Here is a 16,667-nt window from a genome sequence, read left to right as displayed (position 1 = left end):
GAGGCGCCTGGCGGTTACTGCTTCACCGGTGCCATCTTCCACAGCAGGGCACGGAACGGCGCCAGCAGGCACAGGCCGATGCCGAGCTTGACCAGCCAGTCGCCGACCGCCCAGCTGACCCACGGCAGCTGCGAACCGGCGAAGGCGATCGACCAGAAGATGGCCGTGTCCAACGTGGCGCTGCAGGTGGTGGCCACCATCGGTGCGCGCCACCAGTTGCCCACGCGCAGGCGGTCGAACACGGTGATGTCCAGCAGCTGCGCGCAGATGAAGGCCAGGCACGAGGCCACCGCGATGCGCGGGGTGGCGATCCAGACCGACAGCACCACCGCCACCGCGAAACCGGCCCAGGCCACGCGGCGCGCGGCCTGCGGGCCGAAGCGGCGGTTGATCAGGTTGCTGACCAGGAACGCGACCGGGTAGCTGAAGGCACCCCAGGTCAACCAGTCATTGATCGGGTACTGCACCAGCACGTTCGAGCCCAGCACCACGGCGCCCATCGCCAGCACTGCCAGCAGCAGCGAGGTGGGGGTGAGCGGGGCGAAACGGATGGACGGATGTGGGGACATGGGCACTACGGGCAGCACCGTGAGGCGCCGCATCGACAAGGGAAAGGGGGGTAGCCGCGCCCGGACGGGCAGCAAGGCAGGGGCGCATTGTACCCGCAGGTTGCTGGCCGCCATGTAAAGGCGGCCCAGACCCCGTCGCCAGGGGATGCGCACAAAGCCCCTCTCCCGCCTGCGGGAGAGGGGTTGGGGTGAGGGCAGCTTGAGCAGGGGGCCGCCGGGGGTCAAACCGCACCCCTCCCCAACCCTCCCCTGCGCCTGCGGCGCAAGGGAGGGAGCGGTTCTGCATGGGCTTACCGATGGCAGCGAAAGCCGCTTTTGCCCCCTCCCTTGCGCCGCAGGCGCAGGGGAGGGCTGGGGAGGGGTAAGCCTTCCCCCGTCAAAGCACCTGCGTGCGGCTGTCGTCGGAGGCTTCGACGGTCGGCACGAAGGTCAGCACCGCGCCGTCCTCGGCGCGCAGCATCCAGCCGGCGCCCTGCGGGCTGGGCGTGAAGGCGACCCGTTGGCCGACGTTGAAGTTGGCGGCCGGGTTGTCCTCGCGCTGCGGCCAATGCAGCTGCGCGGTGTTCTCCGCGTTGCTCGGGTCTTCCAGCGCGACGGTGCGGCCGCCATCGGCTGCTTCGGTGATCGACTTCACCTGCATGTCCGGCAGCGGGCCGGCGGTCAGGCGCCGTGCCTGGCGGTCATTGCGCGCCCGGGTGGACGACTCGCCGGCCTTGCCGCTCACGCCGGCGGCCAGGAACAACGGCGCCGACACCAGCATCGAGGCGCCCGCCGACACCACCAGCGTGCTGATCTCGGACTTGTTCATGCCTTCGCCGGCGCGTGCCGGCGCCACCGCCAGCAGGCAGGTCACGGCGACGCTGGCGACAAACAGGGTAAGCGGGGTCTTCATGGGAATTCCTGGGGAAAGAGAAACGACGGGTTCACAACATGCGGGTGCGGCTTTCATCCACCGCTTCGATGCTCGGCACGAACGCCAGCGCCGTGCCCTCGGTATCGCGCAGCATCCAGCCGGCGCCCTGCGGGCTGGGCTGGAAGGCGATCATCGCCCCCACGCGGAAGCCGGCCGCGGGGTCGTCCTCGCGCTTGGGCCATTCCAGCGTGGCGCGGTTCTCGGGATTGCCGGGGTCTTCCAGCGCCACCCGGCGGCCGCCATCGGCCGCGGTCTCGATCGACTTGACCTCCAGGTCCGGCAGGTGCCCGGCGCTGAGGCGGCGCTTCTCCCCGCGGCGCTCGCGCGATGCCTTGGACATGTCGGCCGCGCCGCGCACGCCGGCGGCCGACAGGAACATCGGCCCGGACACAACCATCACCGCGCTGAAGCCGGCCACCAGCACCGAGCCCTGCGAGCCGTTGAGGTTCAGCCCGTCCATGCCCGCCTGTGCGGGGGCGCTGGCCAGGCCCAGGCTGGCGACGACAGCGAAGGCGAGTGCGCTGCTGCGGATCAGGTGCTTCATGGGGAGGACGCCTGTCGTGGGGACGCCGTGCCGGTCACCGCCGGCACTGGGGTCTGGTGGGGAATGGACAACTCGCGTTCCAACGCGCCGCTGCGGTGCAGGAAGTCGAACACCGACTCCACCGTCACCACCGAGTAGTTGCCGGAGATGCGCTCGCTGGCCGGATGGTCGGTGACGGCCACGTTGTCGGCGAAGAACCGCGCACCCAGGCGCTTGCCGATGCCGATGTGCATGCGGCTGGGCGTGTAGCCACGCTGCTTGAGCCAATCCAGGGTGCGCTTGCGGTCGTCCAGCACGGTGCCGTCGCCGGACTGCGCCATCGCCGCGGCGGTGACCTCCAGGATCCATTGGTTGGAATTCTGGTACTCGGTGCTGCCGGGGTAGGCCAGCATGCTGTAGCGCGGCTCATGCAGCGCACGGGCCTGCGGTGCCGCGCCGGCCAGCAGCGCCTTCAATGCGCCGCGCACCGCCGGCGTCGGGACGCCCACGCGCAGGTCGGTGGTGATCGAGCTTTCGCCGACCAGGTTGACCAGCCCTTCGCGGTACAGGTCGGAGTGGTCGGTCTTGCAGCGGTTGAGCAGGTGCACCACGTCCCAGCTGCCCTGGTCATTGCGCACCAGGAAGGCCAGGTGGCTGTGGCGCAGGCCGTACTTGCTCAGGTCCTGGCCGCCACGCGCGGCCAGCACCACGTCCACGTCGGGCAGGGCATCGAGCGTGTCCGCGGTGACCGCGGCCATGTCGAACATCGCCGCGATGGTGGTGGGCGGCGGATAGCGCGGTGCGCAGGCCTGCTGGGCAAAGGCCGGTGCGGCGAGGGCGGACAACCCGATGCAGGCGGTCAGCAGGCGTGTTCTGCAATGTTTCATTGGCGCGCATCCTTGCATGGCATTCGAAAAGGAATCGTTAGTTCAGGGGCTGCCGGCACGGCCGCCTTGCGTTCGCGCAGACCGTGGCGCCGGGCCACGCGCGGCGGGGCATGGCCGGTTACAGGCCCAGCCGTGCGCGGACTTCGGCCGCGATCCGTGCCGTCTCCCGCAATGGCTCGACCTCCTGCGTGGGCGGATCAAGCACCGCCAGGCCGTCCAGCAACCGCCCGCGTTCGCGCAGCGCGGCCTGGAAATGCGCCATCCGCCCCTGCGCGCGCTGCCCCAACAGCACGCCTACCGGTACCCGCGTGGCGCAGGCCTCGGACAGCAGGTTCACCGAGTCCGGCGTGCACACGATGCGGTCGGCCCAGCCCAGCAGCCCCGCATAGGGATTGGAACCATCGCCACCATCGCTCCAGATCACCCCGGGCACGTCGTCGAAGGCACGCAGCAGGGCCTGCGTGGTCGCCCGCGGGGTGCGCCGCGAGGTGGTCGCCAGCACGCTGCCGCCGTCGGCGCGGATGCGCGCGGCCAGTTGCGCGAACAGCGGCTGCAGGTCGGCGTCCTGCCACGGCGCATGGTCGGTGGGGCCACCGACGAGCAGCGCGGTGCGCGGGCCGGGCAGTTGTTCGAAGCTGGAGAACGCCGCGCGGCCCCAGGCCAGCCAGTCGTCGTTGACCGGGTTGAGGCTGCCCAGCAGGGTGAGCACGTTGTCGCCGCGCAGGCGGTCATGCTCGGGCACCACCACCAGGTCCCAGTGGCGCGCGCCGATGCGCGGGTCCAGGATCTGCACGGTGCGGGTGCCGCCGCGGCCCAGCAGCCGCAGCGCCGCCGCGGCCTGCCGACCACAGCCGATGGCCAGCCCCGGCGGGTTGCCGGCCAGCTCGGCGAAGGTGGGGCCAAAGCCGTGCGCGGCGCCGGGCAGCAGCCGCGGCGACAGCCAGCGCCAGGGCGCCTGTGGCAGCAATGCCAGCCGTTGTTGGCCACCCAGGCGCAGCGTCGATGCCAACGCCACGGCCTGGCGCACGTTGCCGGCGCGGCCGTCGGTGATCGTCCAGGGAAGCGTCGATCGTTTCGCGTATGGCATTAATTCGTTTCAGTAAGTCTGGGTGTTGCAACAGTCGGGGCGTTCTACACTGCGTCCTTGCATCGACGTTGCCATTGTCCGGGGCTTTCCGGCGCAATGCACGACCGTAGCCCTTTCACCACGGAGTTTCCATGTCCGACATCTTCAACGATGCCGCGCTTGACCAGCTGTTCCGCACCGCCCGTACCCAGAACGCCTTCCAGGACCGCCCGGTCGAGGACAGCCAGCTGCGTGCCCTGTACGACCTGCTGAAGTGGGCGCCGACCTCGGCCAACTCGAGCCCGGCACGGTTCGTGTTCGTGAAGTCCGTCGAGGCCAAGCAGAAGCTGGCGCCGGCCCTGTCCGAGGGCAACCTGGCCAAGACCCTGGCCGCGCCGGTCACGGCGATCATCGGTTTCGACCAGGATTTCCACGAGAAGCTGCCGTACCTGTTCCCGCACGCCGACGCCAAGTCCTGGTTCGACGGCCCGCGCGAAGGCCGCCACGAGGCGGCGTTCCGCAACGGCACCCTGCAGGGTGCCTACCTGATCCTGGCCGCCCGCACGCTGGGCCTGGATGCCGGCCCGATGTCCGGCTTCGACCCGGCCAAGGTGGACGAAGCGTTCTTCGCCGGCACCGCCATCAAGTCCAATTTCCTCGTCAACCTGGGCTATGGCGACCCGTCCGGCGTGTTCCCGCGCCTGCCGCGGCTGTCCTTCGACGAAGCCGCGCGCATCGAGTAAGTGTTGCACCGGCGGCGTCCCTCACATCGGGCAACGCCGGGTATGTTGAAACTGCCTGCATTCCCCATTCCCGTACTCAAGGAGAGTTCCATGTCCAACCTGTCCAAGCTGTTGCTCCCGCTGGCGCTGGCCGCCGCCATTACCGCCTGCTCCAAGCCGGCCGACCCGGCTGCCGCACCGGCCGCCACCCCGGCTGAAACCGCTGCGCCGGCCGAAGCCGCCGCCGCTGCCCCGGCTGCGCCGGAAGCGGCCGCCATCCAGGTTGCCGCCGGCACCTACAAGCTCGACCCGACCCACACCGACGTGCTGGTGCAGTGGAACCACCTGGGCTTCTCCAACCCGACCGCGCACTTCGGCAACGCCGACGGCACCCTGGTGTACGACGCCGCCGACGTGACCAAGTCGACCGTGGAAGTGACCCTGCCGCTGTCGGGCCTGAACAGCTTCACCGCCAAGTTCGACGAACACCTGCGCAGCGCCGATTTCTTCGACGCCGCCAAGTTCCCGACCGCCACCTTCAAGAGCACCAAGGTGGAAGCGGCCGGCACCAACAAGCTGACCGTCACCGGTGACCTGACCGTCAAGGGCGTAACCAAGCCGGTCGTGCTGGACGTGACCGTCAACGGTGCCGGCGAGCACCCGATGGCCAAGGTGCCGGCCGTCGGCTTCGACGCCACCGCCACCCTGAAGCGCAGCGATTTCGGCATGGGTGCCTACGTGCCGAACGTCGGCGACGAGATCAAGGTGCGCATCACCACCGAAGCCCTGGTCCCGAAGGCTGAAGAAGCCAAGGCCGAGTAATCGGCGCCGGCCCCGGCCGGCATGCGACATGACAAAGGCCCGCCAGCAATGGCGGGCCTTTGTTCTGGATGGGAGCAGTGCCGCTGCCGTCCCTTTGCCGCAGGCAGGGCGAGGGCCGGGGAGGGGTAACGCGCTTACTCGCAGCGCACCGCGGTGATCATATTCCCCGCATCCACGTACACCCGCAGGCGGTCCTGGCGGATGTCGCGCGAGACGATGGTGCCCGGGCCGATCGGGTTCACCAGCCCGGCGCCACTTTCCTGCTTCAGGCGGCGGATGGTGGGTTCGTCGTTGGTCTTGCCCACGGCCCACTGCACGCCGGCATCGCTGCAGCGGCCGAAGTCGGTGTCGCGCGCGGCCGACGGGGTGGGCGTGCTCTGGCAGGCACTCAGGCCGGCTGCCAGCACAGCGGCAACCAGCAGCGTACGAAGGGAAGTGGCGCGCTCCATGGGCATTCCAATGGCAACAGGGGCGCTGAGCATAGCAGCGCCATTTTGTACGGATGCCGTCCGGCGCGGCGGCCGGCCGGCGATTACTCGCAGCGCACGGCGGTGATCACGTTCCCGGCGTCCAGGTACACCCGCAGGCGGTCCTGGCGGATGTCGCGCGAGACGATGGTGGTCGGCGTGATCGGGTTGACCAGGCCGGCACCGCTTTCGCGCGAAAGCCGGCGCATGGTGGCCTCGTCGCCCGGCTGCCCCACCGCCCATTGCAGGTCGGTCGCGCTGCAGCGGCCATCGCCGGCGATGGTCGGCCCGGGTGTGGTCAGGCAGCCACCCAATGCCGCAGCGAACACAATGGAAGCGGCGGGCAACAACGCCTTGTGGATGCGGAACAGGTTCATGCATGGACCCGGGAGTCTGCGACCGGAGGTGGTTGGACCGAGCATACCAGCCGGCAATGGCCGCACGATTGATCCGAGACAATGTGTGCGTGCGTGAGATTCCCCATCATCCCGAACGATGCCGTTCCTGCGGTTTCAGCCTGCATGCAGCAACGGGTTGCGAAGCCGATCACACCCGCGCATGCGGCGCCGCCGGCGCGCAACACATTGATGGCATGATCCGGCGTGCATGCAACGTGCTGTTCAACTTTAGGGGAGTGATCCATGAAGCGCATCAGACGATCCATTGCCGCTGCCTGTGCCACGTTCCTGTGTGGTGCATTGGCCCTTCCGCAGGCCGAAGCCTGCACACGCTTCGTCTATCACGGTGCCAACGGTGAAGTGATCACCGGGCGCTCGATGGACTACAAGATCGACACCGGCACGCACCTGTGGACCTTTCCGCGCGGCATGAAGCGCAGTGGCGAAGCCGGGCCCAACTCGCTGCAGTGGACCTCACGCTACGGCAGCGTCATCGCCAGTGCCTACGACATCTCCACCACCGACGGCATGAACGAAGCCGGGCTGGTCGCCAACCTGTTGTGGCTGGCCGAATCGGAATACCCCGAGCGCACCACCGGCAAGCCGCGCCTGAGCATCGCGGCGTGGACGCAGTACGTGCTGGACAACTTCGGCAGCGTCGACGAAGCGGTGAAGGCGCTCTCGCGCGAACCGTTCCTGCTGGTCTCCGACAGCCCGCCCGGCGAGCAGCGCATGGCCACGCTGCACCTGTCCATCTCCGATGCCAGCGGCGACAGCGCCATCATCGAGTACATCAAGGGCAAGCAGGTCATCCACCACAGCCGCGACTACCAGGTGATGACCAACTCGCCGATCTTCGAGGAGCAGCTGGCGCTGGAAAGCTACTGGCGGCAGATCGGCGGCACCGTGATGTTGCCCGGCACCAACCGTGCCTCCGATCGCTTCGCGCGTGCGTCGTTCTACGTCAGCGCCATTCCCAAGGCCGAGGACCCGGTGGAATCCATCGCCAGCGTGTTCAGCGTGATCCGCAACGTGTCGGTGCCGTACGGCATCACCACGCCGGACCAGCCCAACATCTCCTCCACGCGCTGGCGCACCGTGGCCGACCAGAAGCGCCTGCTGTACTTCTTCGAATCGGCACTCACGCCCAACGTGTTCTGGGTGGACATGAAGAAGCTCGACTTCAGCGAGGCCAGCGGCAAGGTACGGCGGCTGGACCTGGGCGAGTTCCAGCGCACCACCTACGCCGGTGAGGCGAATGACCAGTTCAAGGAGACGCCGGCGTTCCGCTTCCTGGGGATCTGACCGGCGGTGGCCACGGGCGTGTTTCGACAAGGAGGGCATGGCATGCGGCATCTGGCCATTCATCGTTGCATTGCAGTGCCGCTGTTGGCCGCAGGCGCGCTGCCTGCGGTGCAGGCGCAGGAGACCGCGCAGGACGGCCGCTGGCGTTTTCAGGCCACGCCGTATGTGTGGATGAGTGGCCTGGAAGGCCAGGTGCGGCCGTTCCGCAGTGCGCCGGCCGCCGACGTGGACAAGTCGTTCGCGGAGTTGTTCGAGAGCCTGGATGCGGCGGCCTTCGTCACCGCCACCGCGCGGCGCGACCGCTTCGTGCTGCAGGCCGACCTCACCCACGCCTCCACGTCCGATTCGGCCGCACTGCCGATGGGCCTGTCGGCGCGGGCGAAGGTGCGCCAGACCTCGGCCACGCTGACCGCCGGCTATGCCTTCGCACCGACCGAGGCGGCCGGGGTGGACCTGATGGCGGGACTGCGGCATTGGGATGTCAGCACCGCGGTGAACGTGACCGGCATCGGTTCGGCACGGTCGAAGTTTTCCTTCGTTGACCCGGTCATCGCCGCGCGCTGGCGGCAGGCCGTGGCACCGCGCTGGTCAGCGCTGGTGTACGCCGATGCCGGCGGTTTCGGCGTGGGGTCGGACGTGACCTGGCAGGTGCTGGCGCTGGCCAATTACCAGGCCCGTGACAACCTGTACCTGTCGATGGGCTACCGCCACCTGAGCGTGGATTACCGCGAGCACGGGCGGCGACTGGACGTGAACCTGTCCGGCCCGATGCTGGGCCTGACCTTCCTGTTCGGCAAGGGACACGGCGCGGCCGCCTTGCCGTGAGGCAAGGCCGCACATGACTGCCTCCTCCCTTGCGCCAACGGCGCAGGGGAGGGCTGGGGAGGGGTGCTTCTCATGACCTGCCCCCTCCCTTGCGCCAACGGCGCAGGGGAGGGCTGGGGAGGGGTGCTTCTGACGAAGCAGCCAAACACGCCGGCCGGAAGGCAACCGCTCTCCACCACTCATTCCGCGTCGTTCGGGTTCGCCTTCCAATAGCCAGCGGCGTGGGTCCAGTCCTTCGGCACTTGCAGGTGGCCTTCGACGAACTTGCGCATCATCCGTGCGCGCTTGGACTCGGTGGCAATCCAGTAGAACGCATCGCCGTCGGGTTGCTCGAAGTCGACCAGCGCGTCCTCCAGCAAGGTGCTGGTGGCCGCATCCACGCCGTTGCGCTCGAACCACGACACGGTGACCTGTGCAGCGCTGTGCAACGGCTGGCGGTCGCCTTCTTCCGGGATCTCGATGAACACCTCGGCCACTGCGCCTTCGGGCAGCTCCTCCAGGCGGCGAGCAATGGCGGGCAGGGCGGTTTCGTCGCCAATCAGCACATAGGCGTCGAAATCGTCGGCGATCACATGCGAGCCACGCGGGCCGGCCACCACCAGTGCATCGCCGGCCTTGGCATGCGCGGCCCACTGTGTGGCCGGGCCGTCGCCGTGCAGCACGAAGTCCAGCACCAGCTCGCCGGCATCGGCGTCGTACAGGCGCGGGGTGTAGTCGCGGGCCGGCGAGGGCAGCTGGCCTTCCGGGTAACGCGGGCCCTGCTCGGTCAGCACCGGCAGCACGAACTGGCCTTCGGCGTTGGGGAAGAACAGCTTGACGTGGTCGTCCGGCGCGCGGCTGTCGAAGCCTTCCAGCGCATCGCCTCCCACCACGATGCGCTGCATGTTCGGGGTCAGGCGTTCGCTGCGCAGCACCTGCAGGTGGCGGAAGCGGGGAGTGAAGCGGATCAACTGGGTTTCATGCAAGGACATGGCAGTACCTGGGGTCAGTGACGGCATGGGCCGGGGTGACCTGGCTGGATCGCTCTGGCTGGGTCGTAACGAAAGGGGGAGGGCTTACTCGGGCGGGGTATCGCGCACCAGCGCGGTGGCCTCGTCCAGCAGTGCGGTGATGCGTTCGACGTTGGCACCCTGCCAGCGGCCATGGCGCTGCATCATCGAATGGGTGAGTTCGCGCATGGCTTCGCGCACCGACGGCGGCAGGTTGGCCTTGGTGATCACGCGCGCGCTGTGGCGCGCACGCAGCAGGGCGTCGTCCACCTCGCCCTGGCGCAGCTTCAACTGGGCCTGGCCGACGGCGGTGATGTGGTAGCGCTTGCGGCCACCTTCCTCCTCGGCCTGCACCCAGCGCTGGTTCTCGAAGTCGGCCAGCAGCGGGTACACCGAGCCGGCGCTGGGCGTGTAGACGCGCATGAACATCTCGCTGACCTGCTGGATCAGCTCGTAGCCATGGCGCGGCGCCTGGCCGATCAGCGACAGCAGCAGCAAGCGCAGGTCGCCCCGGCCCAAGGGGCGGGGGGAAGGGCGGCGACGGGGTTCGGTGGCACTCATCGGGTATTTTCGATATATCGAAACGTGCGAAACGATATATCGAAAACTCCGGCCGGGCAACACCCGGCGCCTTCGGGCAGCCAGACAGAGTGTTTCGCCAGCGGGATGCAGCACGCTGGCTGGGAATTGCTGCAATGCAGCATGATCGCACCTGTCACGCCGCTGACCCGCTGCGCTGCCAGCCTGCAGCCGCGTCGCTGCCTTGGTTCTGCCGCAAGGCCCTCCCGGGGTTGTCCCGTGGTGTCCCTGATCCCGCTGCATCGCTGTCGTCATCTGTCTTGCGGACACTGGCTTTTACGCCTCCATACGTATGCGTAGCCCGCTTGGCAAGGGGTCGGGTGCGCTACACTTTGGAGTTCAAAACAACGAACAAGCGCGCGTGTGCGTGCAGCAACTTGGGAGCGCTAATGAACTGGTTGAATGAGGTGCTGAACAACGACCCGAACCCCCTGGAGACCCAGGAGTGGATCGAGTCGTTGAAGGCCGTTATCGATGTCGAGGGCCCCGAGCGCGCGCATCAGTTGCTGGAAGGCATGGTTGAACTGACCCGTCGTTCGGGTGCGTTCCTGCCGTTCTCGCCCACCACCGAATACGTCAACACCATCGAGCCGCAGCTGGAGGCCAAGAGCCCCGGCAACGCCGAGCTGGAATGGCGCATCCGCTCCATCATCCGCTGGAACGCGATGGCCACCGTGGTGCGCGCCAACCGCAAGCCGGGTGACCTGGGCGGCCACATCGCCTCGTTCGCCTCCGGCGCGACGCTGTACGACGTGGGCTTCAACCACTTCTGGCGCGCCCCGAGCGACACCCATCCGGGCGACCTGCTGTTCATCCAGGGCCACAGCGCCCCGGGCATCTACTCGCGCGCGTTCCTGGAAGGCCGCATCGACGAGCAGCAGCTGGACAAGTTCCGCATGGAAGTGGACGGCGGTGGCCTGTCCTCCTACCCGCACCCGTGGCTGATGCCGGACTTCTGGCAGACCCCGACCGTGTCGATGGGCCTGGGCCCGCTGGCCGCCATCTACCAGGCGCAGTTCATGCGTTACTTGGAAAACCGCGGCCTGATCGAGAAGAGCGACCGCAAGGTGTGGTGCTTCATCGGTGACGGCGAGTCGGACGAGCCGGAAACCCTGGGCGCCATCGCCCTGGCCGGCCGCGAAGGCCTGGACAACCTGATCTTCGTGGTCAACTGCAACCTGCAGCGCCTGGACGGCCCGGTGCGCGGCAACGGCAAGATCATCCAGGAGCTGGAGGGCGTGTTCCGTGGCGGCGGCTGGAACGTCATCAAGCTGCTGTGGGGCTCGTACTGGGATCCGCTTCTGGCCAAGGACACCAACGGCGTCCTGAAGAAGCTGATGATGGAAACCGTCGACGGCGAATACCAGAACTGCAAGGCCTTCGGCGGCGCGTACACGCGCGAGCATTTCTTCGGCAAGTACCCGGAAACCGCCGCGATGGTGGCCAGCCTGTCCGACGACGACATCTGGCGCCTGAACCGTGGTGGCCACGACCCGCACAAGGTGTACGCCGCCTATCACCAGGCCGTGAACACCAAGGGCATGCCGACCGTGATCCTGGCCAAGACGGTCAAGGGCTACGGCATGGGCAGCGCCGGCGAGGCACTGAACCCCACCCACCAGACCAAGAAGCTGGACGACGAAGCGGTGCGCCACTTCCGCGACCGCTTCAACATCCCGGTCACCGACGAGCAGCTCAAGGACGGCCAGGTGCCGTTCTACCACCCGGGCCCGGACTCGCCGGAAGTGAAGTACCTGCAGGAGCGCCGTGCTTCGCTGGGTGGCTACCTGCCGCAGCGTCGCCAGAAGGCCGACAAGTCCTTCACCGCGCCGAAGCTGGAAACCTATGAGCGCCTGCTCAAGGAATCCGGCGAGCGCACCTACTCCACCACCATGGCCTTCGTGCAGACGCTGAACATCAGCCTGCGTGACAAGGAGCTGGGCCCGCGCCTGGTGCCGATCGTCGCCGACGAAGCGCGCACCTTCGGCATGGAAGGCCTGTTCCGCCAGATCGGCATCTACGCCCCGTACGGCCAGAAGTACAAGCCGGTCGACGCCGACCAGCTGATGTACTACCGCGAGGACCAGAGCGGCCAGGTGCTGCAGCAGGGCATCAGCGAGCCGGGCGCGATCGCCTCGTGGATGGCGGCCGGTACCAGCTACTCGGTCAGCAACGTGCCGATGCTGCCGTTCTACATCTACTACTCGATGTTCGGCTTCCAGCGCGTGGGCGACCTGGCCTGGCAGGCGGCGGACATGCGTACCCGCGGCTTCCTGCTCGGCGGCACCGCCGGCCGCACCACGCTCAACGGCGAAGGCCTGCAGCACGAAGACGGCTTCAGCCACATCGTGGCCGGCGGCATCCCGAACGTGCGCAGCTACGACCCGACCTTCGGCTACGAAGTCACCGTGATCCTCCAGCATGGCACCAAGGCCATGATGGAAGACCAGATCGACGAGTACTACTACATCACCCTGATGAACGAGAACTACACCCACCCGGCCATGCCGGAAGGTGCAGCCGAGGGCATCATCAAGGGCATGTACCTGCTCACCGACGCCGGCAAGCCGAAGAAGGGCGAGCTGCGCGTGCAGCTGCTGGGCAGCGGCACCATCCTGCGCGAGGCCATTGCAGCGGCCGAACTGCTGGACAAGGATTTCGGCGTCACCGCCGACATCTGGAGCTGCCCGAGCTTCAACGAACTGCGTCGCGATGGTTTCGACGCCGAGCGTTGGAACCGCCTGCACCCGGAAGCCGAACAGCGCAAGCCGTACGTCACCCAGCTGCTGGAAGGCCGACAGGGCCCGGTCATCGCCGCCACCGACTACGTGCGCGCCTACACCGACCAGATCCGCGCCTTCGTGCCGGGCACCTACTCGGTCCTGGGCACCGACGGCTTCGGTCGTTCGGACACCCGCGCCAACCTGCGCCGCTTCTTCGAGGTTGACCGTTACTACATCGCCCACGCTGCAATTGCGGCGCTGGCGAGGGACGGGAAGATGACTGCGAAGGATGTCGCCCGGGCGATCAAGCAGTACGGGATTGATCCAGAGAAGGCTAACCCTGTTGGGGTTTGATTTTGTCAACTAATTGACGAGGGAAAGGGCGGCCATTGGCCGCCTTTTCTTTTGTGCATGAATGCGTAATATCGATGGCAAATCGATGCTGGAAGGAGGGGGGGATGGAACTTCTGAAGTTTGGGCTTGCGCTTGAGGATGCAGAGCAGCTCGTGCGAGGTATCTTTGATGGGCATTATGGCCTATTGCTGGGCGCCGGTTTTAGCATGAGCGCAACGGATAGATTGGGGCGGCACCTTCCTAGCGGTCCTGGTCTAGGTAAGGAGTTGAATGACTTACTTCATCTCGGGTTCGCCAAGGAGGACGCTCGGAACCTTTCTGTGGTCTATGAAGAGGCCGTGAGTGAGCAAGAAACTGAAGATAGAACGGTCAAGTATCTGCGGGAGCGATTTGTTGGGGTGACGCCGACATGGCATGCTTCTGTTTTGAAATTCCCATGGAGTAGGATATGGACTCTAAACATCGACGACATATTCGAGAGAACTCAACACGAATTAGGGATGTTTAAACCAATTGCTGTGACTTGGACGGATAATTTGGCCCCGCCACTTATTGCCAATCAGCAAGTTCAAATAGTTCATCTTCATGGGCGAGCATCGACTCTGCCAGCTTCTTCGAAATCACTGGTGTTCGCGATTCGTGACTATGCGAAGGCTCTCCGAGGACAGGGTGATTGGCACTCAGAGTTCTGGAGTAAATGGGTTCAAACTCCATTTCTCACTATTGGTGCTCGCTTAGTAGAGGAGGTGGATCTTGCAGGCGCGGTTCATACGGGTAGTAAAGCTCGCCAGGCAACGGGATTTCCTTCAATCGCAATAATAAAGGATCTTTCAGCTTTAGATAAACGTCGATTGAATCGTGGCGGTGTTGTTGCAATCGATGCAGACGCCGAGGAATTCTTCAGTGCTTTGATTGTCGATGTAGAAAAGTACAAGAGCAGCTATGAGGAAATGACTCGATCTCCGATGCTGGCAGGCGTCATTGCTCGTTTCAATCAGCAATTTGAGCTGCTCGGAGATAGTCGCTCAGCAGGGCGTCGTAGTCACGACTACTACGGGGGGGATGAACCCTTGTGGGCGGATATCACCTCGGAGCTTGACGGAGAGAGGTCTGTAACTCTGATCGCTGAGCGGAAGCTAAAGGGTGCTGGTGCAACCGGCGGCTCTGGTGCTGTCCTTTTTAGTGGTATGCCAGGAGCCGGTCGCTCAACAGCTCTGCTCAGGCTGGGTAGGAATTTCATTTCGCTCGGCTATCGAGTTTTTCGATTCAGGGAGTCAGAGAGGCCTGATGTCGACGCGACAGTGGCTTGGCTAAAGGCAAATCCAAAAACCCTTCTATTGTTCGATAATGCTGCTGATTTCTCGGGAAACATTCGAGAAATAATGATTGGCTGCAAAAAAAGCGGGGTTCAGTGCCTGTTGGTGGTGGCCGAGCGCAGTAGGCGATCTGCGATACTTCAGGTTGATCTCAGCGAGTTTTTAATAGAAGAGTTCGATATGGGGCCCGTGCTTCGCACTGATGCTTTAGCCGTCGCTCAAAAAAGAAGAGCGGCTGCGCGGATGGGCGATGCTACGGGTTGGTCAGATCAGCAGTTCTGGAGGTATATCGAAAGGGACTGTGCTGGCGATTTGTTCATGGGGCTGAGTGGCCTGGAGAAAGCCCGGGGCTTCTATGGTCGACTTGATCGCGAATGGTCTACGATGGCGCGAGGGATGAAAGATTCGCATGTGTCTGCCATGAAGGCGGTTACTACGGTTAATAGGTTCGGTTACTCATTGCCTATATCAGTGGTTCTAGACATTGCAGGAGTTTCCTCCGTAAATGAGATTTGCGTCTGCGATGAGGGTGACGATGAGGTTGTTGTGCTTGATTCGCGAGGGTATAGGTTTAGGCACAGAATGTTTGCCGAGCATGTATTTAGGGCTCATTTGAGTCCTTCGGATAAATATGATCTTTCTCTAAGGGTGGCCAAATCGCTGGCGCCACTAGTATCTTCTGCCTCTATGAAGAGGAGGACATATCCTGTGCTTATACTCAGGCAGTTGATGGATAAAGATGGCGTTATGGCAGTGTCGAGCACTGTTGACCGGGCGAGAAAGTGGTATGCGGAGCTTGAGCGTCATTTTGATTGGAACGGAAGATTTTGGGATCAGCGGGCGTTGTTGGAAAGTGATGCTCGTTTTCACGATAGGGCGTATTCATATGCAAAGAAAAGCGTGCTAGTTCATAGGCATGCCTTTTCGCTCAATACTCTTGGGCGAGTTAGGCTCAAGGCATCTGTAGATGATGCTATCCAGAATGAGGCGGCTTGGGAATATTTTTTAGAGGGTGAGGCTTATCTTCACGAGAGCGTCGCACATGCTCAGGGTTTTGGCGACTTGCATGAGCATCCGTTCATGACTATTTTCACGTATCTTGTGGAGTTCTCTGATCGATTGCCATTTGACGACCCTAGAATGCTGCTATTGGACCAGATTAGAGTGAAATGGACGCGAGAAGTGAAGCGACTCGATGTCAGGACATCTGGTGTTTTAGATAAGATGTCTGCTGCACAGGAAAAAATGCTTCGTAGTATGGTTCGGCCGATTGCCCAAATGTGATATGAGTAGGGGTGGAAATGGAAGGGTGAGTGCCAGATTAGATTTTCTTAATTCTCTAATCCTTGGCTTCTCAAGAGGAGGCGACGCCCCTCCCCCCCCCCCCCCCCCCCCTCCCTCCCGATTTTGAGCAGGAAGGTGATTTGGATTTGAATTCCGAAAGAAAGCGGGGTAGGGGCGACTTTCCAGGTATCTGGCTTTTGCTTATTAATGGGAAAGCAGACGGCAGGGGTCAGAGTCGAGTTTATAATTCTCTGGCTTTTGTTTCTTGGGTCGCCCAACTTTTCCGGGCGTTAGTTTGCGACCGAGCTGGGCTTCGATGGCTGCTCGAAATCGGTCGTTCTCCATTGGGCGCCGATGTCGCATGTGGTTGCTGAAACGAGAGGCGTCTTCATCGCAGGCCTGCTGTACCAACTCTCGATAGGCATGCAGCCGCTCTGCTTCTGAGCGAGCCAGGCCGCTGTAGCAGACGTGCGGGCGAATGAGCGGGTCGGCTCTGCCCAGCGCGTTGCGGTGGTAGCTCGACCATCGGTAGTCACCTGCATGGGTCACCATTCCGGCGCGGACGGGATTGAGTTCGATATAGCGATAGCATCGCAGGAGGTGTTCGGCGTTGGCGGCGAGGTGTGATTTGTACCGTCCCTCCCACAGCGTGCCGGTTCGCCCGTACGTATCATTGATGTAGTGAACGTATCGCCGACCAAGGGACTGTATTAAACGGCTGATCGCTCCGGATTGAAGCGGAGTAACTAATAGATGCACATGATTGGTCATCAGTACATACGCATGAACGTCGCAGGCCCCCTTGAGCGAAAATTCGCGTATGTCCTGCAAATAGATGTCGCGGAAGAAGCAAGGCTGGCGGTCGTTGCCGCATCGCACCGCGTATTGGACTATCCCGGGTAAACTGGCTCTTGGTCGTCTGGCT

The 16,667-nt window shown here is 64.3% G+C and carries 16 protein-coding genes; 6 read left to right on the top strand and 10 right to left on the bottom strand.

Annotated features, from left to right (window positions below):
• Window positions 1-14: 14 nt before the first annotated feature.
• From IB227_RS07055 to IB227_RS07035, 5 genes are all read right to left on the bottom strand, one after another.
• Window positions 15-569: a queuosine precursor transporter gene (locus tag IB227_RS07055; RefSeq protein WP_132863419.1), complete on the bottom strand. Its 555-nt coding sequence runs from the start codon at window positions 567-569 to the stop codon at window positions 15-17.
• A 376-nt stretch (window positions 570-945) separates the two neighbouring features.
• Window positions 946-1,461, bottom strand: a complete 516-nt coding sequence (locus IB227_RS07050) for a hypothetical protein (protein ID WP_132863420.1) — start codon at window positions 1,459-1,461, stop codon at window positions 946-948.
• A 31-nt stretch (window positions 1,462-1,492) separates the two neighbouring features.
• The gene (locus IB227_RS07045) at window positions 1,493-2,026 is read right to left on the bottom strand and encodes a hypothetical protein (protein ID WP_192286780.1); all 534 of its coding nucleotides are present in this window, start codon (window positions 2,024-2,026) and stop codon (window positions 1,493-1,495) included.
• Window positions 2,023-2,892, bottom strand: a complete 870-nt coding sequence (locus tag IB227_RS07040) for a DUF2145 domain-containing protein (protein ID WP_192286779.1) — start codon at window positions 2,890-2,892, stop codon at window positions 2,023-2,025. Before IB227_RS07040 ends, IB227_RS07045 begins: the two co-directional genes overlap by 4 nt.
• 118 nt (window positions 2,893-3,010) lie before the next feature.
• On the bottom strand, window positions 3,011-3,979 hold the full coding sequence (locus IB227_RS07035) for a mitochondrial fission ELM1 family protein (protein WP_192286778.1): 969 nt from the start codon (window positions 3,977-3,979) through the stop codon (window positions 3,011-3,013).
• A 131-nt stretch (window positions 3,980-4,110) separates the two neighbouring features.
• Between IB227_RS07035 and IB227_RS07030 the strand changes: the two genes are divergently transcribed.
• Complete coding sequence (locus tag IB227_RS07030) at window positions 4,111-4,701, top strand: malonic semialdehyde reductase (RefSeq protein WP_192286777.1); 591 nt, start codon at window positions 4,111-4,113, stop codon at window positions 4,699-4,701.
• Between the two features lie 90 nt (window positions 4,702-4,791).
• Window positions 4,792-5,502, top strand: a complete 711-nt coding sequence (locus IB227_RS07025) for a YceI family protein (protein WP_192286776.1) — start codon at window positions 4,792-4,794, stop codon at window positions 5,500-5,502.
• A 134-nt stretch (window positions 5,503-5,636) separates the two neighbouring features.
• Here IB227_RS07025 and IB227_RS07020 read toward each other — a convergent pair whose 3' ends face one another.
• Both IB227_RS07020 and IB227_RS07015 read right to left on the bottom strand, forming a co-directional pair.
• Window positions 5,637-5,957, bottom strand: a complete 321-nt coding sequence (locus IB227_RS07020) for a hypothetical protein (protein WP_132863429.1) — start codon at window positions 5,955-5,957, stop codon at window positions 5,637-5,639.
• Window positions 5,958-6,034: 77 nt separating this feature from the next.
• Window positions 6,035-6,346 (bottom strand): I78 family peptidase inhibitor, encoded by a 312-nt coding sequence (locus tag IB227_RS07015; protein WP_132863431.1) that lies wholly within the window; start codon window positions 6,344-6,346, stop codon window positions 6,035-6,037.
• Between the two features lie 264 nt (window positions 6,347-6,610).
• Here IB227_RS07015 and IB227_RS07010 point away from each other — a divergent pair, with 264 nt between their 5' ends.
• Window positions 6,611-7,672 (top strand): linear amide C-N hydrolase, encoded by a 1,062-nt coding sequence (locus IB227_RS07010; protein WP_192286775.1) that lies wholly within the window; start codon window positions 6,611-6,613, stop codon window positions 7,670-7,672.
• A gap of 42 nt (window positions 7,673-7,714) precedes the next feature.
• Window positions 7,715-8,497 (top strand): hypothetical protein, encoded by a 783-nt coding sequence (locus IB227_RS07005; protein ID WP_192286774.1) that lies wholly within the window; start codon window positions 7,715-7,717, stop codon window positions 8,495-8,497.
• Window positions 8,498-8,676: 179 nt separating this feature from the next.
• Here the strand turns inward: IB227_RS07005 and IB227_RS07000 are convergent, their stop codons facing one another.
• Entirely contained in the window at window positions 8,677-9,468 is a 792-nt protein-coding gene (locus IB227_RS07000; protein ID WP_192286773.1) for a siderophore-interacting protein, read from the bottom strand.
• 84 nt (window positions 9,469-9,552) lie between these two features.
• Entirely contained in the window at window positions 9,553-10,047 is a 495-nt protein-coding gene (locus tag IB227_RS06995; RefSeq protein WP_225591612.1) for a PadR family transcriptional regulator, read from the bottom strand.
• 407 nt (window positions 10,048-10,454) lie between these two features.
• On the opposite strand from IB227_RS06995, the gene aceE reads away from it, so the two are divergent.
• Both aceE and IB227_RS06985 read left to right on the top strand, forming a co-directional pair.
• A complete protein-coding gene (aceE, locus tag IB227_RS06990) occupies window positions 10,455-13,142 on the top strand; it encodes a pyruvate dehydrogenase (acetyl-transferring), homodimeric type (protein WP_192286772.1) in 2,688 nt (895 codons plus the stop codon).
• Between the two features lie 104 nt (window positions 13,143-13,246).
• Window positions 13,247-15,742 (top strand): hypothetical protein, encoded by a 2,496-nt coding sequence (locus IB227_RS06985; protein ID WP_192286771.1) that lies wholly within the window; start codon window positions 13,247-13,249, stop codon window positions 15,740-15,742.
• Between the two features lie 204 nt (window positions 15,743-15,946).
• On the opposite strand, the gene IB227_RS06980 is transcribed toward IB227_RS06985, so the two are convergent.
• Complete coding sequence (locus tag IB227_RS06980) at window positions 15,947-16,621, bottom strand: transposase (protein ID WP_318639526.1); 675 nt, start codon at window positions 16,619-16,621, stop codon at window positions 15,947-15,949.
• Window positions 16,622-16,667 lie beyond the last annotated feature (46 nt).

The sequence above is a fragment of the Stenotrophomonas sp. STM01 genome, from assembly GCF_014852135.1.
Classification (GTDB): domain Bacteria; phylum Pseudomonadota; class Gammaproteobacteria; order Xanthomonadales; family Xanthomonadaceae; genus Stenotrophomonas; species Stenotrophomonas capsici.
The sequence above is the reverse complement of the archived record's forward strand: the minus strand, read 5'-3'. Positions and strand labels throughout refer to the sequence as shown.

Bases quoted from the DNA above. Each gene is read 5' to 3' on its own strand.
- IB227_RS07055 (WP_132863419.1), bottom strand. From the start codon at position 569: ATGTCCCCACATCCGTCCATCCGTTTCGCCCCGCTCACCCCCACCTCG.
- IB227_RS07050 (WP_132863420.1), bottom strand. From the start codon at position 1,461: ATGAAGACCCCGCTTACCCTGTTTGTCGCCAGCGTCGCCGTGACCTGC.
- IB227_RS07045 (WP_192286780.1), bottom strand. From the start codon at position 2,026: ATGAAGCACCTGATCCGCAGCAGCGCACTCGCCTTCGCTGTCGTCGCC.
- IB227_RS07040 (WP_192286779.1), bottom strand. From the start codon at position 2,892: ATGAAACATTGCAGAACACGCCTGCTGACCGCCTGCATCGGGTTGTCC.
- IB227_RS07035 (WP_192286778.1), bottom strand. From the start codon at position 3,979: ATGCCATACGCGAAACGATCGACGCTTCCCTGGACGATCACCGACGGC.
- IB227_RS07030 (WP_192286777.1), top strand. From the start codon at position 4,111: ATGTCCGACATCTTCAACGATGCCGCGCTTGACCAGCTGTTCCGCACC.
- IB227_RS07025 (WP_192286776.1), top strand. From the start codon at position 4,792: ATGTCCAACCTGTCCAAGCTGTTGCTCCCGCTGGCGCTGGCCGCCGCC.
- IB227_RS07020 (WP_132863429.1), bottom strand. From the start codon at position 5,957: ATGCCCATGGAGCGCGCCACTTCCCTTCGTACGCTGCTGGTTGCCGCT.
- IB227_RS07015 (WP_132863431.1), bottom strand. From the start codon at position 6,346: ATGAACCTGTTCCGCATCCACAAGGCGTTGTTGCCCGCCGCTTCCATT.
- IB227_RS07010 (WP_192286775.1), top strand. From the start codon at position 6,611: ATGAAGCGCATCAGACGATCCATTGCCGCTGCCTGTGCCACGTTCCTG.
- IB227_RS07005 (WP_192286774.1), top strand. From the start codon at position 7,715: ATGCGGCATCTGGCCATTCATCGTTGCATTGCAGTGCCGCTGTTGGCC.
- IB227_RS07000 (WP_192286773.1), bottom strand. From the start codon at position 9,468: ATGTCCTTGCATGAAACCCAGTTGATCCGCTTCACTCCCCGCTTCCGC.
- IB227_RS06995 (WP_225591612.1), bottom strand. From the start codon at position 10,047: ATGAGTGCCACCGAACCCCGTCGCCGCCCTTCCCCCCGCCCCTTGGGC.
- aceE (WP_192286772.1), top strand. From the start codon at position 10,455: ATGAACTGGTTGAATGAGGTGCTGAACAACGACCCGAACCCCCTGGAG.
- IB227_RS06985 (WP_192286771.1), top strand. From the start codon at position 13,247: ATGGAACTTCTGAAGTTTGGGCTTGCGCTTGAGGATGCAGAGCAGCTC.